Origin of the sequence: Novipirellula methanifontis, assembly GCF_052161655.1 — a bacterium.
Classification (GTDB): domain Bacteria; phylum Planctomycetota; class Planctomycetia; order Pirellulales; family Pirellulaceae; genus Novipirellula.
This window is the reverse complement of record NZ_CP197418.1, coordinates 10,168,736-10,195,103: the sequence shown is the minus strand read 5'-3', so window position 1 is coordinate 10,195,103 and position 26,368 is coordinate 10,168,736. Positions and strand designations below refer to the sequence as shown.

20 protein-coding genes are annotated in these 26,368 nt (G+C 55.1%); 11 read left to right on the top strand and 9 right to left on the bottom strand.

Annotated features, from left to right (window positions below):
* The first annotated feature begins 9 nt into the window (after positions 1–9).
* The 4 genes from SH528x_RS36160 to SH528x_RS36145 all read left to right on the top strand — a co-directional run bounded on the left by SH528x_RS36160 (position 10) and on the right by SH528x_RS36145 (position 4,519).
* On the top strand, positions 10–1,950 hold the full coding sequence (locus SH528x_RS36160; protein ID WP_442508269.1) for a sulfatase-like hydrolase/transferase: 1,941 nt from the start codon (positions 10–12) through the stop codon (positions 1,948–1,950).
* Between the two features lie 195 nt (positions 1,951–2,145).
* Positions 2,146–3,462 (top strand): hypothetical protein, encoded by a 1,317-nt coding sequence (locus SH528x_RS36155; RefSeq protein ID WP_442508268.1) that lies wholly within the window; start codon positions 2,146–2,148, stop codon positions 3,460–3,462.
* A 396-nt stretch (positions 3,463–3,858) separates the two neighbouring features.
* A complete protein-coding gene (locus SH528x_RS36150) occupies positions 3,859–3,957 on the top strand; it encodes a 50S ribosomal protein bL37 (protein ID WP_372717856.1) in 99 nt (32 codons plus the stop codon).
* 34 nt (positions 3,958–3,991) lie between these two features.
* A complete protein-coding gene (locus SH528x_RS36145) occupies positions 3,992–4,519 on the top strand; it encodes a 3-hydroxyacyl-ACP dehydratase FabZ family protein (RefSeq protein WP_442508267.1) in 528 nt (175 codons plus the stop codon).
* Positions 4,520–4,581: 62 nt separating this feature from the next.
* On the opposite strand, the gene SH528x_RS36140 is transcribed toward SH528x_RS36145, so the two are convergent.
* From SH528x_RS36140 to SH528x_RS36100, 9 genes are all read right to left on the bottom strand, one after another.
* On the bottom strand, positions 4,582–5,697 hold the full coding sequence (locus SH528x_RS36140; RefSeq protein ID WP_442508266.1) for a carboxylate-amine ligase: 1,116 nt from the start codon (positions 5,695–5,697) through the stop codon (positions 4,582–4,584).
* 89 nt (positions 5,698–5,786) lie between these two features.
* A complete protein-coding gene (locus SH528x_RS36135) occupies positions 5,787–7,025 on the bottom strand; it encodes a M20 metallopeptidase family protein (RefSeq protein WP_442508265.1) in 1,239 nt (412 codons plus the stop codon).
* Positions 7,026–7,105: 80 nt separating this feature from the next.
* On the bottom strand, positions 7,106–7,990 hold the full coding sequence (locus SH528x_RS36130; protein ID WP_442508264.1) for a D-hexose-6-phosphate mutarotase: 885 nt from the start codon (positions 7,988–7,990) through the stop codon (positions 7,106–7,108).
* A 167-nt stretch (positions 7,991–8,157) separates the two neighbouring features.
* A complete protein-coding gene (locus SH528x_RS36125) occupies positions 8,158–10,683 on the bottom strand; it encodes an FAD-dependent oxidoreductase (protein WP_442508263.1) in 2,526 nt (841 codons plus the stop codon).
* A 355-nt stretch (positions 10,684–11,038) separates the two neighbouring features.
* Positions 11,039–11,818, bottom strand: a complete 780-nt coding sequence (gene trpC / locus SH528x_RS36120; RefSeq protein WP_442508262.1) for an indole-3-glycerol phosphate synthase TrpC — start codon at positions 11,816–11,818, stop codon at positions 11,039–11,041.
* On the bottom strand, positions 11,818–13,335 hold the full coding sequence (gene purH / locus SH528x_RS36115) for a bifunctional phosphoribosylaminoimidazolecarboxamide formyltransferase/IMP cyclohydrolase (RefSeq protein WP_442512239.1): 1,518 nt from the start codon (positions 13,333–13,335) through the stop codon (positions 11,818–11,820). Before purH ends, trpC begins: the two co-directional genes overlap by 1 nt.
* A 166-nt stretch (positions 13,336–13,501) precedes the next feature.
* Positions 13,502–14,305, bottom strand: coding sequence for a thioesterase II family protein (locus tag SH528x_RS36110; RefSeq protein WP_442508261.1), 804 nt, complete (start codon positions 14,303–14,305; stop codon positions 13,502–13,504).
* 149 nt (positions 14,306–14,454) lie between these two features.
* A complete protein-coding gene (gene hisF / locus SH528x_RS36105; protein WP_442508260.1) occupies positions 14,455–15,234 on the bottom strand; it encodes an imidazole glycerol phosphate synthase subunit HisF in 780 nt (259 codons plus the stop codon).
* A gap of 62 nt (positions 15,235–15,296) precedes the next feature.
* Positions 15,297–16,220, bottom strand: coding sequence for a fructosamine kinase family protein (locus SH528x_RS36100; RefSeq protein WP_442508259.1), 924 nt, complete (start codon positions 16,218–16,220; stop codon positions 15,297–15,299).
* Positions 16,221–16,607: 387 nt separating this feature from the next.
* Between SH528x_RS36100 and SH528x_RS36095 the strand changes: the two genes are divergently transcribed.
* From SH528x_RS36095 to SH528x_RS36065, 7 genes are all read left to right on the top strand, one after another.
* A complete protein-coding gene (locus SH528x_RS36095) occupies positions 16,608–18,527 on the top strand; it encodes a redoxin domain-containing protein (RefSeq protein ID WP_442508258.1) in 1,920 nt (639 codons plus the stop codon).
* Positions 18,528–19,141: 614 nt separating this feature from the next.
* Positions 19,142–20,119: a DUF1559 family PulG-like putative transporter gene (locus tag SH528x_RS36090; protein ID WP_442508257.1), complete on the top strand. Its 978-nt coding sequence runs from the start codon at positions 19,142–19,144 to the stop codon at positions 20,117–20,119.
* 9 nt (positions 20,120–20,128) lie between these two features.
* On the top strand, positions 20,129–20,623 hold the full coding sequence (locus tag SH528x_RS36085; protein ID WP_442508256.1) for a hypothetical protein: 495 nt from the start codon (positions 20,129–20,131) through the stop codon (positions 20,621–20,623).
* Positions 20,620–21,876 (top strand): PepSY-associated TM helix domain-containing protein, encoded by a 1,257-nt coding sequence (locus SH528x_RS36080; RefSeq protein ID WP_442508255.1) that lies wholly within the window; start codon positions 20,620–20,622, stop codon positions 21,874–21,876. The genes SH528x_RS36085 and SH528x_RS36080 overlap by 4 nt, the downstream gene beginning before the upstream one ends.
* A gap of 687 nt (positions 21,877–22,563) precedes the next feature.
* Complete coding sequence (locus tag SH528x_RS36075) at positions 22,564–23,799, top strand: DUF1559 family PulG-like putative transporter (RefSeq protein ID WP_442508254.1); 1,236 nt, start codon at positions 22,564–22,566, stop codon at positions 23,797–23,799.
* 60 nt (positions 23,800–23,859) lie between these two features.
* A complete protein-coding gene (locus SH528x_RS36070; protein WP_442508253.1) occupies positions 23,860–24,048 on the top strand; it encodes a hypothetical protein in 189 nt (62 codons plus the stop codon).
* Positions 24,049–25,040: 992 nt separating this feature from the next.
* Positions 25,041–26,273, top strand: coding sequence for a DUF1559 family PulG-like putative transporter (locus tag SH528x_RS36065; RefSeq protein ID WP_442508252.1), 1,233 nt, complete (start codon positions 25,041–25,043; stop codon positions 26,271–26,273).
* The last annotated feature ends 95 nt before the right edge of the window (positions 26,274–26,368 follow it).

Here is a 26,368-nt window from a genome sequence, read left to right as displayed (position 1 = left end):
GGGACAAGTATGAGCGAACAAAACGATCATGATCGCGAGCTGTGGTACCAATTGGTGGTGCTTGCGATCTTGATCGTGTCGGGGACGCTAGTCATTGGGATACTGTATCCGTCGTCTGTCTCCTCGCCGTCAGTGTCGATGTTCGCTTGGATTTCGATTCACAGCTGGATCGCTTTGCAAACGTTGGTCTTGATCACGCCTAGTTTATTGGCCGCTTGGCTGCTGCGTTCTCGATCGCCACGATTGAGTGTTGGCATTGGTTTTGGATTGATGATCGTCGTTCCCGCTGGCATGCTGCTCGATGCGATTGCATTCCGCTGGGTTTCGGACCGTTTTCTTTCCACGAAAATCCTGCGAGTCGCAACCGACTTGCGTGACAGCTTGATTGCTCACGCCCAGTGGAAATCGATTGCTCCGACGCTGTTTTGGTGCATAGGGGTTGCTGTGGTGGCGATCGGTGTGTTTTGGATCTCCAAACCCGTCGCTCGATTCTGGATGCGGCATCGGATGGTCGCAAAGTGGGGTTCGAGCATCGCAGGTGTTTGCGTTTGCTTGTTCTCGTTGCCAGCAATCTTGGATTGGCAGACCACGGCGAATCAAATGCGAGGCGATTCAACGCGACATCCTTGGATTGTGTTCCGAATCATCGACTTAGACGACGTGGCGGCGTCTGAAACCAATTCGTGGCTCGCTCCGGTCTCATTTGCGATTCCAAAGAATGGCATCGATCATCGGAAAATCCAGCAACGATTGGCGGGACTGGATTGGGATGCGCTCGATGCACGCGTCGAGCCGTTTCCGGATGTGGTCGTGGTGGTGCTGGAGTCGTTTCGTCACGAGATGGTGGACGCCGAGATCATGCCCAATTTGTCTCGGCTGGCCAGTGAAGGGATTCATTGCCGCAATCATTTTTCGGGAGCGAATGCATCGAATTTTGGGATGTTTAGCCTGCTCAATGGATTGGAGGCGATTTGGTTTGAAGAACCGGTCCGCTACAGCCCGCTGATGAATCGTTTGTTTCATCAGGCCGGCTATGAACTGGGACTGTTCGCCAGTCACGATGATTGGCGATTGTTCGCGATGGATGGTTTTCTAAACGAACAGCAATTTGATGTCTTTCAGTGTGAACCGAAGGGTTGGAGCGAAGTGGACAAGCGAACCGTTTCGCGTGCGACCGCGTTTCTGAATCGCGAGGACTCGGCGGACAAACCATCGCCGTCACCGCGATTGGCCGTGGTCTATCTCTACACCACCCATGCCGATTATCGCAGCGATCCTGCAGACGCGATGTTTCAACCAGCGGCGGATGATTCGTTTCCCATTCCCTATCTGCCCGCGCAACGCGATGCGGTTTGGAACCGCTACAAAAATTGTGCACACACCGTCGATCGATTGATTCGTCCGCTGTTAGACCGCAACCGGGTGGTGATTGTGACGGGCGATCACGGCGAAGCTTTTTTGGAAGATGGCACGTGTGGTCATGGAACAAAGCTGAGTCGCTATCAAACGATGACACCGGCGATTGTTTATGCTTCTGGCGTTCAATCCCAACGAATCGATCAGCCGACGATGCACGCTGATTTGCTGCCAACACTTGTTGCATTGGTGGATCTGCCGATGTCCGATTTCAGTGTGTTTGATGGCAAACCAATTGCGAGCAAAAGGGAGTTGAACAAATCTGGTTTGAATGAACGAGTTTTTATGATTCGCGATTACTTAAGCGACGAAGCTTTGTTTGTAGGACCTTGGACCACGTCGACTGAGTCTGAGCGGATCTTTGGAATCGGATGTCGAGTGTCGCTTGGCGAAAATCGCGTTCGTATCACCACCGCGATCAGTGATTCGGGGGACACGGCAACGGATTTACCAGGCTCCCACCGTCAATCGAATAAAAAAATTAATTCGCAAATCCTGCAGGAATGGTTAAAGAAACGGTTTGATCGAGGCTGAAAATCTTAGGCGACGCCGCCATTCTGGTTTATTCGTCTTTCTCTGAAACCTTTGCTTCGCCTAGACTGCCCGCGTCGACTCGTCGGTTTGTGAACACCCGGTGGCAATGACTGTCATCAAGGATTGCAAGCGAAAACGACGAAGCGATCGATCACGGAGTCGAAACTAGTACGGATGCTACGGGAGTGCAGCGGCATGGAAGCCGGATTTTTATTGCGACGTTTCGTTATCGTGGCGGTTGGTTTTGCAGTAACCTTCGGGGTTGCTAGCTCATCCAACGCGGCGAACTTTCGGACTCAAAACTTCTTGATCCAAGCTCCGGATGCTCATTTGGCGCAGGCCGTGGGTGAAGCAGCCGAACGCTATCGCAACGACTTGGCGACTTATTGGCTCGGGGCTCCATTGCCCCCATGGCCAGTCCCATGTCCCGTTCGCGTCGTATCGGGACCGCGTCTAGCTGCTCAAGGCGTGACGACCTACAACCGTTCGCCGGTTCGTGATTTCCAAATGGAAGTCGTCGGAACTCCTGAACGAATTCTCGACAGCGTTCTACCTCACGAAGTCACCCATACCATTCTTGCCACTCACTTCGGTCGTCCGCTGCCACGTTGGGCGGACGAAGGAATTTGTACGACGGTCGAGCATGACTCGGAGCGTCAGAAGCACGAGGCCAAGCTGCGAGAGTTCTTGGGAACTCGCCGCGGTATCGCGATGAACAAGTTGTTCCTGTTGACGGAATATCCAAACGACGTGTTGCCGATGTACGCCCAAGGCTACTCGGTTTGCCGCTTTTTGATCGAGCAAGACAGCCCGCAAACGTTCATCAAGTTTTTGCATGATTACATGCAGCATCCCTCGTGGACGGCAAATATTCGCAAACATTACGGCTACGAATCGCTGGCCGAACTACAAGACTATTGGCTCTCCTGGGTTGCTGCGGGTAGTGGTCCGGTAGAAAAATTTGCCAAACGTGACCTAAACAGCCGAGGCCCCAATAGCCAAGGCCCTGATAACCAAGGCCCTGACAACCAAGGGTCAAACATCGATGTCGCTGGTAACAACTCGCCTGGCAACAACGTTGCGATCAATTCGCCGTCAAATTCACGAGCACCGGTAAACTCGCCAGCGGGCAGGTTTGCTAATGCTGGCGGCGTTCAACTCGCTCAGCTCGAAACACCTTCCCAGTCCGTATCGCCTGCGACTGCACTGGCCAGTACACAGCCGAGCGGCTGGTACGAACGACGCAAATTAGAAGGTGAAGGGCAAGTCCGTCCGGTCCAGAGCAGTCAACCTGCGGCGACCAACGTGGCGGGTTCGATGGCATCGGATCGTTTGTTACCCCCCTCGGTTCGCGACAGTAGCCCCTATTCGGCGGCTCAACCGCAGCCGGAACAGTCGTTTTCACGAAACGGAATCGCACTGCGTCCGATGGCTCCCGCCGCTGCTGGGCCAGTTTCCAGCTATCCAGGTGGCTCGGACATTCGCCAGCCGCCGCGGTCACTGCTCCGCTAGTTTAAGTTCCGTCCGCGACGAAACACTCGCTCCCAGGCAGAGCCCAACGGTGTGAAGCATTTAGAGGCGGCAAATTACGCCATTTGCGTTTCGTAGCTACGGTCGCCAGAGTGTGGATTGTTGTCATTCAATGCATACCACCACCTTCTGGCGAAGGTAGCTACCAGAAAATGCTTTAACGGCGCTCGCCAGAGCCTGGAAACAGAAAATTAGATGAAATTCAACGGTTCTGGCACCTCTCAAATTGCGGTCAAGTATTCCCAAAAAACCGGTCGATACGAAGGTTTTTGGGGATGACTACCAAAACAACGCCAAACATGCTATTTTCTCACCCTCAATAGAACTCTGTGAGAGAATTCTCCGTCAATATTACGCTTTCCTCGATTGAATCGATTCATGGCTAAACCACACCATAAGCTGAAAAAAGCTAACCACGGACAACGTCCGGCTAACGCAAAAGCTCGTAAAGCAAAGCGTCGTAAAGTTAAAACCTAATCTACCGCTGCCCGCACAACTAACGGAGCAGTTCGTGGCTAAAAGCGATCTTATCGTCGATTTGGCACTGTTGGACCTCGATAACCCCATCGCGGATATCGAGGACATTCGCAAGCTAAATCCGCAACGTTTCGAGATGGAACATCTGACCGGTATCCTCTACGAGGACACCGAACGTTCGGTGTGCGCCGGTTATAAAGATGTCACCGAAGATGAATTTTGGGTGCGTGGCCATATGCCAGGCATGCCGATCATGCCTGGAGTGATCCAGCTTGAGGCGATCGCCCAGCTGTCGAGCTACTTCACTCAGCGACATGACTTGCTCGGTGCCGCGATGGTCGGCTTTGGCGGTCTGGACGAGGCTCGCTTTCGCGGCGTTGTCACCCCAGGCGACAAGCTGATTCTGCTGATCGAGCTGAAAAAAGCGAGTCGTGGTCGCATGATCATCGCCAAATTCCAAGGCGTTGTTGATGGCAAACTTGTCCTCGATGGTATCCTGCGAGGCATCCCGATTCCGATCGACTCGGTCAAAAAGCATCTGGAGTCGCGCCAATCGCGGTAAGCGGTGTTGGCGTTTGAACTTTCTTGACGCCGACTGTTATCGCATTGCACACACGGGCCAGATCAGACACGAGACTGCTCGGTCAATTGACGGACCATCTCTGCCGCGTCATTGGTCTGCTGAAAAATGGCGCGTTGGCATTCCGACCAACCGTTTCTCGCTGCCATCTCTTTGACAAAGCTCAGCTCGCTTTCACAGCCCAGGTCGACAGCCACGTCGCGTAGTTGATCGACCAATCGGCATGCGATCGTGACCACCGGTTCGACGCGATAGTCACGCGTATTGACCAAGCTCGCGGAGCTGCCGAATCTCGCGGCTCGCCATTTGTTTTGACGCACCATCATCGGATGGCAATCAAATTGGTAGGTCCCCTCGTCAATCTCGTCACTCAGATGTTTGACCAAGCATTGGATCAGCGCGGCCAATCCGCACACCGAATCGATGTCGCCGGGCATATCACAGACGCGGACTTCGACGGTGCCAAAATTGTGATGCGGCCGTACGTCCCACCAAATCTCGCGGATCGTGTTGATAAAGCCGGTTTCGACCATGTGATTGACCAGCCAAACATACTCGCTCCAATTCCGCATCAGCGTCGGCAATCCGGCCGTGGGTAATCCCTCCATCAACTTCGAGCGATGCGAGTGCAATCCGGTGTCACGCGTTTGCCAATACGGGCTGCTTGTCGAAAGCGCCAACAGCAACGGCAAGTATTGCATGATACGGTCGCAAATCATCACCGCCTTGTCGCCGGTATCCACGCCGACATGCACGTGCAGTCCAAAGGTGATCATTCGGCGTGCGAGTTCTTGTAACAAATCGAGCAAGTTTATGTATCGCTCGGTCGGCGTGACTTGCTGGTTCTCCCAGCGGCTGAAGGGATGGGTGGATCCCCACCACAATCGCATGTCCAACGAATCGGCGGCAGTTTGCACTTGCCGAATTTTGCCAAGCAGGTCTTCGCGGATCTCGCCAACATCGCCACACACCCCGCTGATCACTTCGACACAGCACTGCATCAATTCGGGTTTGATCGTCGTATGCAGTTCCTCGGGGATTCGTTTGAGCAGCGTTTCACAACCGTTGACAAGCTCCATCGTGTTGCCATCACAGAGTCCCATTTCGATTTCGACTCCGAGAGTATGAGTCGGATTCGAGGTAAAGTTTAACTTGGCCATGGGCGTCGTCTCCGCGAGATTCGTTGCTAGGAACGGGGGATAAACGTTTGTGGTGCCATTGCGAAATCGACATCGTAAAGCCAATGTCGCTACGCGTTTTCTGTGGGAACAGGGGTGCGACTAGGATCGAAGTAGGCGATCACCGAGGCGGCGAAAAGTTTGGCACCGACCATGATCGCTCGCTCGTCGATGTCAAATGCAGGAGTGTGTAGCGGAGCATGTCCGACTTGATCGCCTGCGACGCCAAGGCGAAACATTGCTCCGGGAATCTGTTTCAAGTAATACGAAAAGTCTTCGCTGCCCATGCTCGGTTCATCGATCCACTCGATTGCACCTGCGGTGAAGGCTGCAGTGGCGGTATCCGTCAGCATGTCGACCAGTGAGTCGTTATTGATCACGGCGGGGGCTGAAAAACCAAGCTCCATTTTAACTTTGCAGTTGTTTTCAATTTCCGTCGCTCGACAGACATCTTCGAGCGTTTCCAATGCGATGCGTCGCGAGTGAGAGTCGAGTGATCGCAGGGAACCCGATAACGATGCCGAGTCGGGAATCACATTGGTGCTATGACCGGCGTGCAGTTCGCCGACGGAAAACACCACAGTTTGGTGAGCGTTGACGGTGCGTCCAAGCCGACGAAATGCCGATTGCACCCAATGCGTGATCGCATCGATCGGGTCGTTTGTCAGGTGGGGACGGGCACCGTGACCGCCGTTGCCATGGATCGTGACATGCACGGCATCACAGGCAGCAGTCAATGTGCCGTGACGCAGTCCAATGCAGCCCACTGATCGTGTCGGATCGACATGCAAGGCTAGGATTGCATCGATGTCGCGTAGTGCGTGATGGTGGATCATGTAGCGAGCCCCCGTTGCCAATTCTTCGGACGGCTGCAAGATCGCACGCACCGCGATCGGCCACGGTAATTGGTTTGCTTTGTGCATCGCCGTCAAAATTTGGATTGCGGCGACGACCACCGTGGCATGGACATCGTGGCCACAGGCGTGCATCACTCCGTCACAGGTGCTGCGATAATCGACCGCTTTGGAATCGCTGATCGGTAATGCATCAATGTCACCCCGAATCGCAATCCAGCGATTGGGGTCGTGTTTGAACGTCACCAAGTCCGCTGTTAATCCGCGTTTATCGACCGGGATGTGAGTCGGTAATCCAAGTTTGGTGAACGCGCAAGTCAAATATTCCGTCGTTTGATACTCGGAATCCGATAGTTCAGGGTGTTGATGTAAGTAGCGACGCATCGAAACCCAGTCTGCATGCAGGGGTTCTGCGACCTTAATCAGTTGCGGTAGCCAGGTTTGTGAGTCAGTCATAGCAGTGGGTAGAGCAATTGGGATGCCAGTTTATGCCGATTCGTGAGCAAGACAGGCGGGAAGCCCATCCCACGGGTTATCTACGGGATGACCGACACGTCGGCCGTCATCACATGCGACTCGCCCGGTTTCAGAGTCCGGCTGTACGAGCCCACGTTAGCGGTTTCGATACAGGCCATTGATGTCCATTCGTCGTCACCAAAATCGGCCATCGCGGCACTCTTGTTGATCCACGGATTCCAAACGACGGTGCACTGCGAATTAGATTTCGAGACTTGGATCGACCGTGCCATCGCAGGGGCACGCAAGATGCAGGTCGAGGTGGTGTCGAGGTAAACGCGGTCGCATTCGCCGCTGAATTGAATCGATTCGTCGGTCGCTGGTTTTTCTTGCATGCCGTCGACCTTGTCGATGTACGCGGCCGACTCGAGGCCCTCGATTACCACTTGATGGATGTCTTTGACGGCGAGGTAGGTGTGAAGTGCTTCCTCGAATGACGCAGGCGTGTTTGCTTGATCCGACAGTTTCACCGCCAGCGACATGCCGAGCGATCGTCCGAACGTGACCTTGTACGTCAGTTCGAAATCGTCAATCTTGACGCCGAGCGTCAGCAATACATCGCCGTCATCATTGTTTTGGGCGGCAACCAAATCCCACGTCCGAATACGCGCATAACCGTGCCCTGGAGCACTCGGGTCGGAGGCTTTGGGGCCAAACCAAGGAAAGCAAATAGGGACGCCGCCGCGGATTGCCTTGTCCTCAGCGAAAACCGATTTTTTGCTCATCCACAACACTGGCGATGCACCGCTGGGCTGAAAGTGAGTGATGTGGGCACCGTGTAGATAGATCTCGCCATCGCAGCGATCGGTGTGGACGACCACTTTGACAAGCCCGCCATTTCCCTCGGCAAAACGGACTCCGGCGACCGAGAATTGGGACGACAATTGGTCAATGCTGGTTTGCATGCTGAAAGCCAAAGAAACGAGTTAGAAACGCCAGGCCGAACGTAGCGAAAACTCGCCAAGCGTTTAGGCTCGACGTCGGATTTTTCGAGACCGTCCTGCGGAAAGTCCTTCCGCATTTTAGTGTACCCGCTGAAGCGAAACGCCGCGTGACTTCGTCGTCGATTCCTCTATTGGACCGGCACGGCAATCAACCAATTGATCGTTGTATTGCCGCTACCCGCGGGCGTGCCTAGCGTTAGCGTGATGCGGCCATCGGTGACGTCGACCTCAGTCATTGTCTCGTGAAAGACGCCGAGCGAAGTGGCGACGTCCTCTGCAACCACGGTGTCCTCGATTCGCAAATGTTGCCCGGCCTGCTCATGCCCCGCGTCGCCTAAACACACATACACCCGCCATTCTCCGTTGTCGACTTCGCATTCCCAGACGTCTTGGGCGCGTGTGAATACAAATCCGTCGCGCAAGGGTCCGAGGTTGGTTCCACGCAATCGCGTGTTGTTGCTCAAGTCCTTTTGCCAACCGAATCCTGGTTTCGCAGAGAATTTACCGCCCACGTCGTTGGTAAACGACTCAGCGGTTGAGCCGGCCGCCGACGTAAAGTTGATCGCGACGGTTTTGGCTGGAAACGGAGGAAGCTGCGGAGGATTGCCATCGTGTTCCGGTGATCGCTGCCAAGAAACCGTCCCTCGCGTAAAGGGAAGAGGGTCTTGGGAATCGAGTATGCCATCATCGTCGGCATCCGATTCGTTTTTACGAATCGGATTGGGAGTGGGTTGTGATTTCAATTGATTCCACAACGAGACGGCAACGTCGCGACGTGTGGCAGTGGTTTCGAGGTCAAGTTGCGTTGCCGTATAGCCAGCGTTGATGATGGCGTCCATCACACGCTCGGTCCATGAATCGGTTGCGACTTGGTCGGGCTGAAACGCCGTGTCGGTGGAACCGAGGCCGAGCAGTCGACGCAGTGCAAGTTGCTGGATCGCGGCAAAGCCATCGTCATAGGGATCGGTATCCGAGAAAGGCCAAACGGCCAACGGCGCGCCGTTGACGGGCTCCAGCAGCCCTTCCCAGATCTCGGCAAGTTGATCAGGGCGGAGGTAAATCGCGGCCGGATCGACGTGGTTGCGCAGACTAACCGCCGCCACCGCGCCACTGGCTTGGCCGGCATGAATCGATTGATCGTGCAGCCGGCATGACGAGCCAACGATACTGGTGTAACCCAAGTTCTTTTGTGCACCGAGCAATCCTTGGATTCGCTCGGGGACAAGTGCGCGTAGTGGAAAGACGGCGCGTCCGGTCCCGCCGCGACCAAAGCGACGGTTGCCTCGAAAGGTGGCTTCCCACGGCCCAGCGTTTCCCTGGTCGCTCAGCCAAGCTCGCTGAGTCGGATGAAAATCCTTTTCGAATTGCCACGAGAAAACAGCGTCGGGGAACATCGTGGTCGCATAGCTTTGGTAGCCAGTAAATCCATCGACCTCCTGTTCCCGAATGATGTGCCGAGAGACAAGCCGAAGGCTCTCGCGGACATACGGTTTCGGAGGCAATTGATCGGCCGTTCCGAATTCGTCGCTCAGCGCCATGCGGCGGAATTTTGGAAAGTTCGTTTGTAAATGATAGTAGTAGCGAAGCGAGTGACGCTTGGCATCCTGAAATACGATCTCGCGCTGCGCCGGTGTCATTGCAACGAGTGTTTTCTTCGATGCGCCAGCTTCGCTCTGTTCGAGCTCGGTCACAACATCGGCTGGCAGCGAGTCGAGCGGGTAGTCGATTTGAGGTGAATTGATCAGCAGCACATCCGCGTGGTCAATTTCCGCGAATCCTTTGCCGTCGACTAATCGCCGCGTCGTATAGGCAAATTCCTCATCGATCCATCCCCACGTCCCGGTAAAGTAACCAGGGGCGTACGTCGTGGGCTTGGGATACAGTGACTCTTGGGGCTGTTCGACAAGGATCATGCAGTAGGTGATCGGTGCCAGATCCGTTGTCGGTTGATTCGTTTTAGGAGCGGTGGGTTCACCAAATTCAGATTTTGCATCGATGCCACAGTCCCAGCTTGCACCGGATGCCTTGATGACATCACCCCAGTCGCTGGCATCAATGGTCATGCGGGCGTGAACGATCAACTCGCTTACTTTCGTGACCGCGTCGGTCGCCACGAACTCGACTCCGCGAACGGTGTCGTTCTCCACGATGGCGCTCGAAACACGATAGCGTGAGTAACGCTGGATTTGGCCCGATTGCTCATGCGGAGCAAGCAGGTCGCGAAACACAGACTCCGAAACGATGGGTCGTGCTGTCGTGATCACGCGAGTGTTTCCAGGACGCCCCACGCCACCATAAAGCTGTGCGTTTTTCGTTTCGATCGCGTCAATCACTTCTCGGAAAATGCCGGAGCGAGGAATAGGCACCGTGCCGTTGTACTGATGGGCACGGTTCTCATCGATCGCACCGAGTCCCTCGGCGCTGAATTGACCACCGAGCCAATCGATATCGTTGACCAGTACAATCTTTTGCACACCCATGCGGGCAGCCTGAACCGCCGCCGCACATCCGGATTCAGTGCCTCCGACGACTAGCAAGTCCGCCTCGACCACGATCGGCTCCGCCGCATCGGCGTGATGTATCGAAGTGAATGCCGAGAGCAAGAGCAGCCAAGTCGTTAACCACGCTGTGCTTGTTGGTCGCAGAACACTCATGCTGAATTCACTTGCTTTTTGCGTGATGATTTTGACGAACAGCCGGACAGCTCCGTTGTTCTGAAGCGTTTCCTGGTATGCAGCCGGGCGGCTTGCGAGTGCACTGCAATCGTGTGAAACGACGTAGGCAGCAGACAATTGCGTCTAGTATAATCGTCGCCAATGGTGACGTGGGGCTGATGTCGTGGATCGTTCCGGTCGCGGAGCGATCAGCGACTATTCCCCAGTGATTGTTCCAACGCAGCTTTGCATTGGCCAGAAATTTACTGTCGTAGTGGACGAAGCAACGAGTCCTGCAGCACGGGACTCGTTGCCTCGTCCATTACCGATTGTGCACCTAAAGATTGGCCGCGGTTTATTTGCCGAGCAATTGGCGAGTGGCGACCTCGATATCGTCCTGACGCATCAGTGATTCGCCCACCAGGACTGCTTTGACGCCTGCTTTACCAAGATGCAGGACGTCGGCATGAGTGCGGATGCCACTTTCCCCGACCACCAATCGGTCACGAGGGATCGATTCACACATTCGCACGGTGTGCTCCAGATCGGTGTGAAAGGTTTTCAAGTCGCGGTTGTTGATGCCGACCAGCGTCGTACCCGTCGCCAAAACGGCATCCAGATATTGTGGTTCAAACAACTCGATCAACGTTTGTAGTCCGAGCTCCACCGCTTGCTGATGCAGCTCACAAAGTTCGTTTGCGGACAAACACTCGGCGATCAGCAATACGCAATCCGCACCGGCGTCGCGTGCTTGTAGCAACTGGTAGCGGTCGATGATGAAATCTTTACGCAAGATCGGCAGATCAACCGCGGCGCGAACATCGCGAAGGTAGTCCAACGATCCTTGAAAGAACGGTGCGTCGGTCAACACGCTGATGCATGCTGCGCCCGCGTTTTGGTAACTCGAGGCGATCTTGACCGGATCAAAGTCTTCGCGGATCAGACCCGCCGAGGGGCTTGCGCGTTTGACCTCGGCGATTAGCTGGACGGCGTCACCGGCCGCCAATGCAGCGTGGAAATCACGGCAAGGCGGCAGATCGGCAATTGCCGATTCGAGCTCTGCTTCGGATTGCTTGGCTTTATCGGCGAGAATCGTCTTGCGAGTCTCGACCAGGATTTTATCAAGGACATTCATCAGTGTTTGAAATGTCGGCGGCCTGTGAGAACCAGTGGCAGACCGTGCTTGTTACAGGCATCGATCACTTCGGAATCACGTCGCGATCCACCCGGTTGAATGACAGCGACGACACCGGCGTCGGCAGCCGATTCGATCGAGTCGGGGAAGGGGAAGAACGCATCCGACGCCAACACCGATCCGCTGGCGCGGTCGCCTGCTTTGTCGATCGCGATTTCGACGCTGTCGACGCGGCTCATTTGGCCTGCGCCCACACCGATCAGCGAGGTGTCTTTGGCCAACACGATCGCGTTGCTCTTGACGTGCCGCACCATTTCCCAAGCAAAGGCAACGTCGTCCCACAACTCGTCGGCCACTTGCGTTTCGGTGACGGTTTTCCATTGCAACGGGACGCTGGTCAAGCGGTCAGCGTCTTGGATTAACATGCCGCCGCTGATGAAACGACGCTGGAATGCAGCCGGACCGTCATCGAGTCGGCCGACTTGCATCAGTCGCACGTTTTCTTTCCAACGAGGCTTTGTGGTTAGCAAGCCGACCGCACCGGCTTCGAAATCAGGTGCGACGATGGCTTCGATGAACAAGCCTGGCTCGCACAACATCTCGGCGGTTTCCAAGTCGACGGTGCGGTTGAATCCCAACACGCTACCGAACGCACTCAATGGGTCGCCAGCGAGTGCTTTGCGACACGCTCGAGCAATTTTGACATCGGTTGCGGCGCCACACGGATTGTTGTGCTTGATCACCGAGGCGGCTGGTTGCGCAAAGCCACGAACGATTTCAAGGGCGGCGTCCAGGTCCAACAGATTGTTGTAGGACAACTCTTTGCCATTCAGTTGGCGAGCCGAAACGAGGTTGACCGACCGAACCGATGGGTCGACGTACAATGCGGCTCGTTGATGAGGGTTCTCGCCGTAGCGGAGTTGGGCTTTTCGTTTGAGCGAGAAGTGCAGCGATGAAGGGAATTCGCCCGTCAGCGTTTCGCCTTGCATGTAATCGGCAATCGCTCGGTCATAGCACGCGGTGTGCTCGAACGCTTCGCCGGCGAGTTTGCGTCGCTGAGCCAGTGTCGATCCGCCCGATTCGATTTGCTCGAGCAGCTCAACGTATTGTTCCGAACTGGTGCAGATCGCGACGTCGCTGTGGTTCTTAGCGGCGGCACGTACGAGACTGGGGCCACCGATGTCGATCTGCTCGACGCATTCTTCGCGTGAGACGCCCGGGCGAGCCGCCGTGGCTGCGAACGGATATAGATTCACGACGACGAGGTCAAATGGGACCATGTCGTGTTCTTCCATGCTGTCCACGTGATCGTCACGGTCGCGGATACCAAGGATGCCGCCGAAAATCTTGGGGTGCAGCGTTTTGACGCGGCCGTCCATCATTTCCGGGAATCCCGTGTAGTCGGCGACGTCTTCGACGCTGACGCCTGATTCCTCAAGATGCTTGCGTGTGCCACCGGTGCTGTAGATGGTGACGCCCGCGTTTTGGAGACCAATGGCAAAATCGGCTAAGCCCATCTTGTCACTGACGCTGATGAGGGCATTACGAACGGGAACGAGGTCTGGCACGGGTATTCAGCACGGGTTAGAGGGACTGACAATGAAATCGCAAGGCAGACGACCTAAAATAGGACGATTCGCCAACAGAAGACTGTCGCATCGGCCCGCGTGGCGGTCAACCCGGTCACAGGTCCCAGGTGGCAATCTCAAGCACTTCGCTGATCCGTTGTAGCGGAGCAAAATGGTCCCCCTGGATTGCTCGCAATCGGAACGCAGCTTGGGTGAGTCGGTTCCAACCCTGCATGTCCGCTAGATCGATTGCACGATCATCCGTCCCACAAATTGCCGTAATTGGAATCGATAGCATTTCGTCGCTCGAGTTGTGAACGTAGCTTTCAAAGATTGCTAAATCGTGTCTCAGTGCACGTACAAAGAAACTCAAAGCATCGGCGTCGGCACGGATATTGTCAGGAATTCCGCCAAATAGCTCGTCGACATCCTCGATCAATTCGGCGTCGTCCAACGAGTGCAGCGACTTGTGATAACGAAGCCGCTCGGGAGATCGCGTCGAGCAAATGACCAAGCGATGGGGGGGGGCCCCTAAATCGATCAGATGTTTCGTCACGCGGTAGGCCACTGCCCCTCCGTAGCTGTGACCGATGATCACCAATGGGGAGCGTTTCTTAGCGGCGTGAGTTGAGTTGTCGGCAGCGATTCGAGTCGCAAATTTTTGAGCAAGTTGTTCTAAATCGCCTTCAAAGGTCACGTCTAAATCTTCTTCACGCTCGGGCAGTCGCGGCGTCAGCAACCGCATCGGACGTGGCGGCGGGGTGGATCGGACTCGAAAGGCCAGCGTATTGGTCGTTCCTCCGGCATGATTGAACCAATAGACCGTAGGGCAATTGGCTACGGCATCCGCTGGCTCAACCGCCTCGGGCTCGTAAAGCACGCGGAAGCGAGCGGCAAACGGAGTGAAGGGAGATGTCATGTCAGAAGTCCGTTTAATATCGCTACCTTTATTAGCGGCGCGTGCCGCCCCGTGTTTTTCGAACGATCTTTTTCGCTGCCGCAGGACGGCCCCTCGCCGCGCCGTTGACAACTTCGATGGCATTAGGCCTGTGCTAGGAACGCCAACGCTTAGGCATTTTGCTTCAAACGAACGGGGATCCCGGCGTCTCGCATTGCGAGCTTGGTTTCCTCGATCGTGAACTGGCCAAAGTGGAAAATGCTGGCGGCGAGCACCGCGTCGGCTTTGCCTAGCTTAATTGCATCGATCAAGTGCTGTGGGCCTCCCGCTCCGCCGCTGGCGACGACCGGGATCGACACCGCGTCGCTGACCGCGGCAGTGATCGGCAGATCGTAGCCGTCACAGGTGCCGTCAGCGTCCATGCTGGTCAACACAATCTCGCCGGCCCCGAGATTTTCGATCTCTTTGGCCCAAGCGACTGCCTCGAGTCCCGTCGGTGTGCGTCCGCCATTGATGTGAACTTCCCAAAACTCTTTGCCATCACGCTGGACACGTTTGGGGTCGATGTTGACGACGATGCACTGGCTGCCAAAGCGGTCGGCGGCACGGCGAACAAAATCGGGGTCTTTGCAGGCGGCCGAATTGATCGAAACCTTGTCACACCCGGCGGACAGTAATGCTCGCACGTCCTCGACCGTGCGAACGCCTCCGCCCACCGTCAGCGGCATAAAGATCTGCTCGGCGGTGCGGCGGACGACATCCAAGATGATGTCGCGATCCTCGTGGCTGGCGGTGATGTCCAAAAACACCAGCTCATCGGCCCCTTCGGCCTCGTAGCGGCGTGCGACTTCGACCGGATCACCAGCGTCACGAAGATTGACGAAGTTGGTGCCTTTGACGACGCGTCCATTGTGGACGTCCAAGCAAGGAATCACTCGCGCGGCGAGCATGACGGTTTCTCAGGGGTTGGATGGGAAATTCACGAGGCAGTCGCGGCCGAGGTCCAATGAAACTACTTCGAACGCAAGATTTCACTTGCGACTTGGTGGCATTGGCCAAGGTAACCGCTTCCGAACAGGTTCAGATGGTTTAGCAGATGATAAAGAACATAGACGTTTATGCGATGTTGCCAACCATCGGGAAGCGGCCAGGTGGCTTGGTAGGCTTCGTAAAACTCAGGCGGGCAGGAGCCAAACAGCTTCAGCATCCCAAATTCCGCTTCGCGACACCCATAATAGACCGCCGGGTCCAGGATCACAGGTACACCGCAAAGGTTGTCCTGCGTGGCACCGCAAAGGTAGTTGCCGCTCCATAAATCGCCGTGCAACAGCGATGTTTCGTCCGCACGACCGGACAGCAATTCGGGCATCGCCGCCACAATCGCCTCGCCGTCGCGGCGCAGCTTCGTGTCGGCCCGCTGCTGGTCGATGGCCCAGCGGAGCTGAAAACCGATTCGGTTTTCGGCCACAAATTCGGCCCAGCTGGCGGTCGTGGTGTTGGGCTGGATCGCTGCACCAAGGAAATTGTCGCTCGGCCAACCGTTTTGGCTGCCGGCGGTTACCCGGTGCAGCTCCGCTAATTGTCGACCGAAGTCGGCAAAAAAATTCTCCGCTTGAGGCCGCGTTTTTATCCACTCAGTGATTAACCACGATCTCTCAGCGGCGGTGCCCACCGCGAGCGGTTTGGGGATCAAAATCGATTCGGCTGCCGCTAGAGCGGTCAAGCCGTCCCATTCGGATTGGAAATTCTTAACAAACTCAGGCTCGTTTGACTTGGCGAACACCGTACGATTGCCGAGCTGGTCCGATGTCAGCGTGATTTGCATGGCGCTGCTGATGCAGCCACCCCCGACCGCGCGAACTTCGGATATCCTAGTGCTCGGGTCGATCAGCTGGCAAAAAGCCGCCGAAACATCGGAGTCGCTCGGTGGTTTCATTATTTAGGAATGAGCCAAAATAAGTGTGCAGTTTCGAGTAAGGCTGGTTCCCGTTAGTCGCTTTGGCGCTAGCCACGGTTTCGTCGCGATCCAACCGGCACTAGTGCCCAAAAGCAACGCTGTGAAGCATTTTTTCTTATAGAGTTTGTGCTAATTTAGCGTAGCGGAAGTCGTCAAGACTTTCGTTCGATTGACGAATGCCCCCCGAAACTCTTGACGAGTTCCGCTACAGGAAATGTTTCAAAGCGTTGGCCCAAACGGCTAAAAAATCCAAACTGAATTTCTCTTCCAACCAAGATACACGTCCAACCTCGAAGGTGCTTTGTGATTTGCGTTCGATTCCGAATCGCGTCCATTCTGGTCGCCGTGCTCTCCCTTGTGGTACCCATGTTGCCAACGCTTGCGAGTGATCCCGCCGTCGCCGGCGGCACATCGCTGGAGCGAATCGATCTGATCGATTTCCGCGGACGAACTTGGAAGCTCGACGATTTTCATTCCGATTCGATACTCGTTGTCGCCATGCTCGGTACCGAGTGTCCGCTGGCCAAGTTGTACGCGATTCGGTTGGGCGAAATTCAGCAGCAATACGAGTCACAATCCGTTCGCGTGATCGGCGTGATGAGTAATCGTCAAGATTCGCTCGAAGAGATTGCCTCGTTCGCGAAACGTCAAAGCATCGAGTTCCCGCTGTTGAAAGACGCCGGCAATCGGTTTGCTGATCAAGTCGCTGCGGAGCGGACCCCCGAGGTGTTTGTCTACGACGCCGATCGCGAGCTTCGTTATCGAGGACGAATCGATGACCAATATGGCATCGGTTATATCCGCGACGAACCCCGTCGTCACGATCTGCGGAGTGCACTGGATGAATTGACCTCGGGACGCGAGGTTTCACTACCGCAAACCGACACCGTTGGTTGCATCATCGGTCGAACCAAAAAAGTCGCCGAGCACAGTGACGTGACCTACGGCGGCCAAGTCGCCGAGATTCTCAGAAAGCGTTGCGCCGAGTGTCACCGCGATGGTGAGATCGCACCGTTCTCGTTGACCGACTACGACGAGGTCGCGGGGTGGTCCGACATGATGGCCGAGGTGGTTCGCGAAGGTCGGATGCCGCCTTGGCACGCCAGCGGCGATCATTTGCCGTTTGCCAATGACCGTATGATGAGCAACGAAGAAAAAGAAATCTTGTATGCCTGGGTCGATGCAGGGTCGCCCAAAGGTGACGCCAGCGATCTGCCGCCGCTGTCCGAAAAAGTGCCCGGATGGCAATTGCCGCGTGAACCCGATTTGGTGGTTCCCGTCAGTACGGAGAGCGTCAAGATTCCCGCGACTGGCGAGGTGCGTTACCAGTACTATCGAGTCGATCCGAAGTTGGACAAAGACGTGTGGATCGAAGCGGCCGAGTTGAAACCGGGGAACCGCGAAGTCGTTCACCACATTTTGGCTTTCGCGGCACCCAAGGGGACCCGCGGCGGTTTGGACGCGGCGCGTGGTTTTTTGGTCGGTTATGTTCCCGGAGCACGATTGGAATTGGCACCCAAGGGACATGCCAAGCGAATTCCGGCCGGCAGCGAACTGATTTTCCAAGTCCACTACACTCCGATTGGAACCGAGCAGGAGGATAAGAGTTCACTCGGGATCTGTTTTGCCGATCCCGAATCGATCACGCACGAGATTGTGACGACCAGTGCAGTACAGCCGCGACTAAGCATCCCGCCAGGGGAAGCAAACTATCAGACGTCGGGAACGAGTCCTCGTTTTCCCGCCGAGGCGACATTATTGAGCATGAGTCCGCACATGCATGTGCGTGGCAAGTCGTTTCGCTACGAGCTGGAAACGGCGGCGGGCAAACGAACAACGCTGTTGGACATCCCCCACTACGATTTTAATTGGCAGACCACGTACGTGTTGCAGGATCCTTTGGCGGTCCCCGAGGGAAGCCGGGTCGTCTGTACCGCGACATTTGACAACAGCGAAGACAATTTGAACAATCCCGACCCGACTGCGACGGTTCGTTGGGGCGATCAAACGTGGGACGAGATGATGATCGGCTACTACCACTACGCCGTGCCGCTCAGCGAGCAAGAGCGAACCGGAGTGAAGAAGCCTGAGATGACGCTGCGAGAACGAGCTGAAGCATTGATTCGCAATGCGGCTCGAGTACAAAAATTTGAGCAGCTTGATAGCGATGGCGATGGCAAAATCGCCCGCAGTGATACTCCCAAGAAACTGTACGGAGTGTTCGATGATTTGGATGCCAACAAAGACGGCGTCTTAACAAAACAAGAGGTCGAGTCGGCGCCGTGAGCCGGACGTTCTTGTAAGGCATTGGGTCACTCGGATCGGCAAACGGGGCGAAGGATTCACTCCGCCCCTTTTGCCGATTGAAAATGAGAAATTGACGACTTCAAGCGTTCTTCAATGGGGAGCGACTCGAAGCACTCTTTGTCTCTCCCCTGCTCAAACAACCTTCTAGCTTTTGGGCTTCGACGTAAACGTCCCGTTCGGTGTCACCATCTTGTTTGGTGTTTTGCCGATACTTTCCATCAGTTCCCAAACGCCCTTCGGACTCAGTCGCACGTCTTGCTCGGGGGTCACGGTGACAGATCAGGAGCAGGGCAAGGAATGGACTTCGCATAAGGACGACGATACGGAAAACGGAAATCTGCCGCAACCTGAACCCAAGATCAGGATTCTCGCGATCATTCGATCTAGGTGGTCGCTGCGAAAACATCAGCAATGCGGCTTGACGGTGTCCTAGGCGGCTACTAGCTTGTTGAGAACGATTCGCAAGAACTAGATTGTCCGCGAAGCCAGCGACGAGTTTATCTCTTTAGCCAGCCACGTTTGACTCGCCCCCCGACGCGTTTTCGCGGGGTTTGAAGCATCACGCCCCCCTTTCTCTTGGCTGGAGATTTTTCATGTACCCACGCTCGCTATGCGCCAGCAAATCGGACCACGGCTACAAATCGGTCCACGTTGGCAAATCGGTCCACTCGCCTCGATCGGCCTTTACGCTCGTTGAGCTGCTCGTCGTCATTGCAATCATTGGTGTGTTGGTCGGTTTGCTATTGCCGGCCGTGCAAGCTGCCCTCGAAGCAGCCCGGCGGATGCAATGCAGTAACAACATGAAACAAGTTGGCTTGGCACTGCACAACTACGAATCGACTCACCGCAGCCTTCCTCCGGCATGGGTCGATTGGGACGGATTGTATGCCGATCCCCTGCATGTCGCACACGCGAATGTCGCCGTGCTTCCCTTTCTCGAAGGCGGGAACGCGGAGAGCCAATACGACTACAACGTGCGATGGGATCATGCCGAGAACGCCGAAATGGCCACGAACATGCCTGCGACGTATCAGTGTCCATCCAGTCCCGAAGCGGGAGCGACCGAACCCGATAGCGGTTTTCAGACCTGCGACTACGCCCACATTCGTAGTGATACGGGATGGATCACGGATCCTACGCCGAATCGTTCCATGTTCGAGCAGAACGAAATCCGCAAGTTTCGCGATGTCACCGATGGCCTTAGCCACACGATCTTGCAATACGAATCGGCAGGTCGTGCCGCATTGTATGTCCAAGGCCGAACAGCCGTCTCGCCCTCATGGTGGACTCAAGAATACAAGGCATGGGCGGGGCACTTTAACTCGGGATGGCTTTATCCATACCAAGTGGAATTGGACCCCAATACTGGCAATCCGAATGTGACTTGGTTCGTGGGCACGGAAATCATCAACGTCAGCAATCTTTACGGCGCCCCCTACGCGTTTCATACCGGAGGGATGCAAATCAGTTTGGGGGATGGCTCGGTTCGATTCTTGACGGAAAACATCGACATAGACGTTCTCAGTGCATTGACGTCGATTGATGGTCATGAAGTCGTTGGCGAGTTTTAGGGGAACATCATGAAATATCTGATCCGTTTTGGTTTGGTAGTGGTTGCATGTGTTTGCGTCGGATGTCGCGAAGGTTGGCAAGCGGTGACGCATCCTGCAAATGGAATGGTGACCGTCAATGGGGTTGCTGCTAGCGGAGCTGTCGTCACCCTTTATCCGATCGGCGCTAAGGTGGATGTTCGTAACTCGCGGCCTTGGGCAATTGCGGACCAGGATGGTCGTTTCGAATTGCAGACGTATGAAGCTGGCGATGGGGCGCCCAGAGGTGAGTACAACGTTACCGTGACATGGCCGCTGGACGTCACCAAGATGGACTTGGCAATGATCGACCAATTGGATGGTCAGTTCGCTCGTCCGGAACAGTCGCAGTGGAAGGTGGAGATCCAAGAAGGTGAGAACTCGCTTCCCACCATCGCAATCGACGGGGTGAAGCTTCAAACCAAAGTTCAAAACGCCAAGACGCGTCGAATTCCACGTGGTCCCGAGATGGAGCCGGGGCGATGAACGCGATCGATACTGCGAAGCTCGCCGATCGCAACCGTGCGGTTGGTTTTCGCTTGCGCAAACTTTGGCTGGTCGCTCATCGTTGGCTCGGTCTTACGATTGGCCTCGTGTTTGTGTTGATCGGATTGACGGGCAGTCTATTGGTGTTCGATCACGCGATCGATGAGCGACTGAATTCGGATTTATTGCTGACCAAGGGTAGCGGCCAAACGCGTACAGTGGCCGAGATCATCGAGGCGGCGGAAGCCTTCTATGGCGATGGTTCCAAACACGCGCTCTCCGTCAGCCGGCCTCGCGTCGATGATGGCGTTTGGACGGTCTGGTTTGCCGGCGGGACGGATCAATCGCCCGAGTACAGTGCGGTTTATGTCGATCCCTATTCCGCTTCGGTCACAGGACAACGGGTTTGGGGCGAGGATTTGATGTCATGGATCTACCGATTGCACTTTCAATTGGTGGCGGGCCGAATCGGCTCGATCATCGTTGGCATCATCGGCGTTTTGGTTTTGCTTTCGATTGGTTCCGGAGTCTTGCTCTGGTGGCCGCTTTGGAAGCATAGTTGGCGTGCCGCGTTTGCGATCCGTCGTGGACGGCGTTTCAACTACGACATTCACAAGACGTTTGGGATCATCAGTGCTAGCTTTCTCGTTGTGATCACCTTCACAGGGGTCTACATGGAATTCCCCACCGTGTTCACGGCCGTTGCGGATGTCTTCAGCGAGGTGAGTGAAGAGCCTCGCGACCTGACCTCTGAGTCACAAGAGTCTCGAAACACGTTAACACCCGACGAAGCGATCGCAATCGCGAGATCCACTTTTCCGGACGCCAAATTCGATCATTTGCATCCGCCTGCGAGCGAGAACGGAACCTATGAAGTCGCGTTTCGTCAGCCCGATGAGGTTCAAACAAGCTACGGGCGTTCACAAGTCTTCCTGGATCAATACACCGGTCGTGTCTTGAGCGTCCGAAGCCCGGCAAACTTTTCAGCCGCGGACGCATTCTTCGCATGGCAATTTCCACTTCACAACGGAGAGGCGTTCGGCTTGATGGGGCGCTGGGCGGTCTTGTTTTTTGGGTTGACTCCGGCGCTGTTGTACATCAGTGGCACCATCGTGTGGTGGCGAAAACGTCGGCCACGACGTACCAATAAACGACCATCGGCTGACAAATCGACCGTCATCGACTCGGTGACGGACACAGATGGTTCGCGATTACCTCCAGCGAAGGAATTGGTGTCAGGAACCAAGCGTTAGCCCAGTTCCGGATGTTTCGTTTGCCTGTTGCTGGTCATGGGCAATTCCAATCGGGCAATTCCAATCCGTGCCGATCCGCCCATTCGTGCCGGCTTCGGCAGGCAGGCTCAACGAGCAGTCTCGCCATCGGTTTTGTGTCGTCACATTGCGGCGGATGAACGGCCGCCGCCGCTACCACTGTTGGATCGTCTTCCAAAGGGGGGAACGATAGGGCTGCGGTGGGTTTCGGTCCATTTCGCCCCCCCTCGGAGATGATTCGTCGTTCGGGACCGTGGCTTTGCAATCGAATACGTTTGCACAGACGCTGCATGTCCCTTTAAAACGTGTCTAAGGTGATGTTCTAAGACCGAGCACTATTCGGCTGGTTCAAGACTGTAAAATCAGCGAGATGCACCTGAGTTTGCTCGAAATAGTTGGAAAATGCTGGGTTTGTGCGCACTTTAACGGAATGGCAATCATTTAGTCCAATAACCTTGCCCCCCACACTTTAGAGTTAAAGACACTGCCATGTGCAGGACATCAGGGCGAAACATTCGTTCTGCATCCATCTGAAGCCGATATCAGATCGATTCGAAAACTTATCTACATCTATATCGGTATGGCTAAGGCCACAGAGAGTGCTCGTAGTTTTCATTCGAGCCTGATGTCTTTTCTTCCACTTGTCTTTTTTCGAAGGTAAAGAGCGTGATGAGAACGTCAAATGAATCCAAAGGGTTCACGTTAGTTGAGCTGCTAGTTGTAATCGCAATCATTGGAGTGCTCGTGGGGCTGCTGTTGCCTGCCGTCCAGGCAGCCCGCGAAGCAGCTCGTCGGATGAGCTGTAGCAACAACTTCAAGCAAATTGGCCTCGCGATCCACAATTATCATGCGGCCTACAAACAGCTGCCGGTTCAAGGCGGCGGAACAAAAGGTACCCATGCTGGGAGACACGAGAGCGGACGACGAGGCAACAATCGCCTCGAGCGATCAGCCTTGGTTGCATTGACCCCATTTTTTGAACAACAAGCGTTATGGGAGCAAATCAGCAACCCATTCCAGACGACGGACAGTAGCGGAGGAGTTCGCACCTACAATGCGATGGGGCCTTGGCCCGGAATGCCTCTCTCGGCGCACTTGAATTGGGGCAACTATGACCCTTGGTTGACAAACATTCCGACGCTTCGTTGCCCGAGCGATCCGGGGGTGGGACTTCCCGCGACCGGTCGTACGAACTACGCGATGTGTACGGGTGACTCTTGTGACACCGGGTTTGGCGGAGCACTCAATCGTTTAACGGGGGCGACTCAATCGGGTGGAACGCCTAAAATGTACAGTCGGGTCCGAGCTTCGCAGCGAGGGGCGTTCATGGTCCAGCTCGATTCCAAGTTCCGCGACGTGCTCGACGGATTGTCCAACACGATTTTTGCGGGCGAGATCGTGACGGATTTAGGGGATCGTGATAAGCGAACTCATCTGGCCGATAACCAGGTCTCGAACATCTTAAACATGGGCGGAAATCTGGCTTGTCGTCAAAGCATTGACCCGGAACGTCCGCAATTCTGGTCCCAATCCCCCGCACCGAACCGCTTGACTGGCAGCGGAGAAGAGCGTCGTGGAATGAAGTGGGCGTCGTTGCTGCCAATCTATACCCAAATGCTGACGATTCTGCCGCCTAACGCCGAGCTTTGCGGCAATAATTTCTATTACTCGATCGTTGTCGCGCCACCGAGCAGTCGTCACCAAGGCGGCGTGCATGTTTTGATGGGCGATGGTGCGGTGAAGTATGTAACGGATTCGATTGAGTCCGGTGACTCGGGGCGTGGTCAAGTTGGGATTCATGGTCAACACACGGACCCGAATTCGACGCCAGGGATCGCCAGTCCGTACGGGCTTTGGGGAGCTTTGGGGACTCGAGCTTCGAAGGAAACCATTGAGGATTTCTAGTAAGCAAACTCCAAATCATTTCGTGTTACCTCTTAAATTCAACCGCCCATTCTGAAAGCTATGATGAATAACATTCGATTACTACTGCTGTCATTGACCGCTTGCTTCACGATGGTTGGCTGCGGTTCGGACGCTCCGACCGTTCCCACCAACCAAGATGAAATGCAGGCTTACATCGACGAGCACCCCGAGTTGAATATCTCCGAAGAAGAACTCAATGCGGAGCCCTCGCCTGACGAGGAAGAGTAAAGGTTCGTTGCTGAATAGAATCAATGTTTGTGAATGGCACTTGGTGTCATTCACGTCGGGGTTCGTAAAAAAATATGATGACGATTGGCAGATCTCGTCGTGAAGCGACGTTCTAGATGATGCTTTCCCCGCCGCGCCCCTGGCCTGATCGAGCATGCGCCAGAAATCGGTGCCGGAAATCGGTGCCGGCCATCCAATGGGCTCTCGCTGCAAAGATTTAAGCAGGTAGGCAGGATTCTTTCGGTATGTTAGCCGTCTTGCGCTAGCCACGGTTTCTACGTTCAACTGGGGCAAGCGACCTGTTGATTCAGGCGACAGGTACATTGCGATGGTGAGCCGTGACGCGTGAGCGGCCGGGTTCCATGCATTACCCGGTGCCTTACGGCCCACGGCTCACCACTGCGAGACGAAGGCTGTGTTCGCTGCGTTCAAAGCATCGCCCAAATTCTATTACCCCTCCGGGATAGTTGCTCGTTTCGGCCCCACATGTCCGTGCATCGGGTTAATCGCTGCCGCCGATACCGCTGCTGGTGTCAGAGACAGGAGGGATGGGGGTTGCGATTCACTGCCCCCCCCGTGTTTTGCCCTCGCCCATGAAAACGCTCGCACTGGATGCGTCTTTAATGCCGGTTCATTGCACCGTAATCGTTCGCAAGGTTGGGCCCTAAGGCCATGTGTTGCCTTCGTAATTCAGTGATGGAAAGTGCCTCGATACGTTTACCTGGTTCGCGGCTTAACGTGGATTTTAGGCTTATGCGCATTTTCACAAATTGGCAATCAATTAATCCAATAACACAAACTACATTCGATCTAAATTTTAAGACATTGCAATTACGACATCCGTCCTGCATCGATGCGCAACTGTCGACAAATCGATTCGTTCTCTCATCAAAGTCGGCACCGCAGAGGCCACAGATAGTTCTTGCAGTTCTAGGTCGAGACGGAAGTGTTTTCTTCTAACCGTACTTTTCTTCTAATAAGGTAAATGTTTAATGAGAAAGTTAAATGGATCGAAAGGGTTCACGCTAGTAGAGTTGCTGGTTGTGATCGCAATCATCGGAGTGCTCGTTGGCCTCCTATTGCCAGCGGTCCAGGCCGCTCGCGAAGCGGCTCGTCGGATGAGCTGTAGCAACAATTTCAAACAGATTGGCCTCGCGATTCACAATTATCACGCGGCCTACAATCAACTTCCGGTTCACGGTGGTGGAACCTACGGACCGGACGCCGGGAAGGCCGCCAGCGACAACCGTGGTAACAACCGCGTTGAACTCTCGGCGTTGGTAGGTTTGACGCCGTTTTTTGAACAGCAAGCGTTGTGGGAGCAGGTCAGCAATCCGTTTCAAACCGTTGATTCGGGTGGAACGACCAAGACTTATAATCCGATGGGGCCGTGGCCCCAGACTCCTATCTCGGCACACCTTTCTCAAGGCAATTACGATCCTTGGCTAGCCAACATCCCATCGCTTCGCTGTCCGAGTGATCCTGGACAAGGGCTTCCCGCTCAGGGCCGAACGAACTACGCCCTCTGTACCGGCGATTCTTGCGACACGGGCTATGGTGGTGCTTTGAATAGGGCCTCGGGAATTGCTCAATCTGGCGGAACACCAACGATGTACGAGCGGGTTCGGGCGTCACAACGGGGAGCCTTTGTGATTCAGTTGACGACGAGATTCCGAGATATACTTGATGGCGTTTCGAATACGATTGTTGCGGGAGAAATTGCGACCGACTTGGGTGACCAAGACAAGCGAACACACTTGATGGCTTCGTCGATCAATATCAATTCACTAGGCGGAAGTATCAACTGCCGCCAGAGCATTGATCCGCAACGACCTCTGTTCTGGTCAAGCACTCCATCGCCTAACAATCTTGCGGGCAGTGCGGAAGAGCGACGCGGGTACAAATGGGCGTCGATGCTGCCGATTTATTCGCAAATGACGACAATTTTGCCACCTAACGCCGAAATCTGTGGCAATTCAAATGCGGTATCGATTGTTGTCGCAACCTCAAGCAGTCGACATCAAGGCGGCGTCCATGTCTTGATGGGTGACGGTGCAGTCAGATTTGTTACCGACTCTATCGAATCAGGTAACAGTAGTCGCGGCCAAGTGGGCGTGCACTCAACGCATACGGATCCTGCATCGACCCCTGGTGTCATGAGTCCGTATGGACTTTGGGGTGCCCTCGGCACCCGCGCCTCCAAAGAGACAATTCAGGATTTCTAAGGTCGGCCAACTCGCGTCCCATTCACAATGGGGAGCACAAGTTCAAATCAGTCTTGTCTGCCGTCCGGCACGAGCCGCGGGGACAAGGCTGATTT

Bases quoted from the DNA above. Each gene is read 5' to 3' on its own strand.
- SH528x_RS36160 (WP_442508269.1), top strand. From the start codon at position 10: ATGAGCGAACAAAACGATCATGATCGCGAGCTGTGGTACCAATTGGTG.
- SH528x_RS36155 (WP_442508268.1), top strand. From the start codon at position 2,146: ATGGAAGCCGGATTTTTATTGCGACGTTTCGTTATCGTGGCGGTTGGT.
- SH528x_RS36150 (WP_372717856.1), top strand. From the start codon at position 3,859: ATGGCTAAACCACACCATAAGCTGAAAAAAGCTAACCACGGACAACGT.
- SH528x_RS36140 (WP_442508266.1), bottom strand. From the start codon at position 5,697: ATGGCCAAGTTAAACTTTACCTCGAATCCGACTCATACTCTCGGAGTC.
- SH528x_RS36135 (WP_442508265.1), bottom strand. From the start codon at position 7,025: ATGACTGACTCACAAACCTGGCTACCGCAACTGATTAAGGTCGCAGAA.
- SH528x_RS36130 (WP_442508264.1), bottom strand. From the start codon at position 7,990: ATGCAAACCAGCATTGACCAATTGTCGTCCCAATTCTCGGTCGCCGGA.
- SH528x_RS36125 (WP_442508263.1), bottom strand. From the start codon at position 10,683: ATGAGTGTTCTGCGACCAACAAGCACAGCGTGGTTAACGACTTGGCTG.
- trpC (WP_442508262.1), bottom strand. From the start codon at position 11,818: ATGAATGTCCTTGATAAAATCCTGGTCGAGACTCGCAAGACGATTCTC.
- purH (WP_442512239.1), bottom strand. From the start codon at position 13,335: ATGGGCTTAGCCGATTTTGCCATTGGTCTCCAAAACGCGGGCGTCACC.
- SH528x_RS36110 (WP_442508261.1), bottom strand. From the start codon at position 14,305: ATGACATCTCCCTTCACTCCGTTTGCCGCTCGCTTCCGCGTGCTTTAC.
- hisF (WP_442508260.1), bottom strand. From the start codon at position 15,234: ATGCTCGCCGCGCGAGTGATTCCTTGCTTGGACGTCCACAATGGACGC.
- SH528x_RS36100 (WP_442508259.1), bottom strand. From the start codon at position 16,220: ATGAAACCACCGAGCGACTCCGATGTTTCGGCGGCTTTTTGCCAGCTG.
- SH528x_RS36095 (WP_442508258.1), top strand. From the start codon at position 16,608: ATGTTGCCAACGCTTGCGAGTGATCCCGCCGTCGCCGGCGGCACATCG.
- SH528x_RS36090 (WP_442508257.1), top strand. From the start codon at position 19,142: ATGTACCCACGCTCGCTATGCGCCAGCAAATCGGACCACGGCTACAAA.
- SH528x_RS36085 (WP_442508256.1), top strand. From the start codon at position 20,129: ATGAAATATCTGATCCGTTTTGGTTTGGTAGTGGTTGCATGTGTTTGC.
- SH528x_RS36080 (WP_442508255.1), top strand. From the start codon at position 20,620: ATGAACGCGATCGATACTGCGAAGCTCGCCGATCGCAACCGTGCGGTT.
- SH528x_RS36075 (WP_442508254.1), top strand. From the start codon at position 22,564: ATGAGAACGTCAAATGAATCCAAAGGGTTCACGTTAGTTGAGCTGCTA.
- SH528x_RS36070 (WP_442508253.1), top strand. From the start codon at position 23,860: ATGATGAATAACATTCGATTACTACTGCTGTCATTGACCGCTTGCTTC.
- SH528x_RS36065 (WP_442508252.1), top strand. From the start codon at position 25,041: ATGAGAAAGTTAAATGGATCGAAAGGGTTCACGCTAGTAGAGTTGCTG.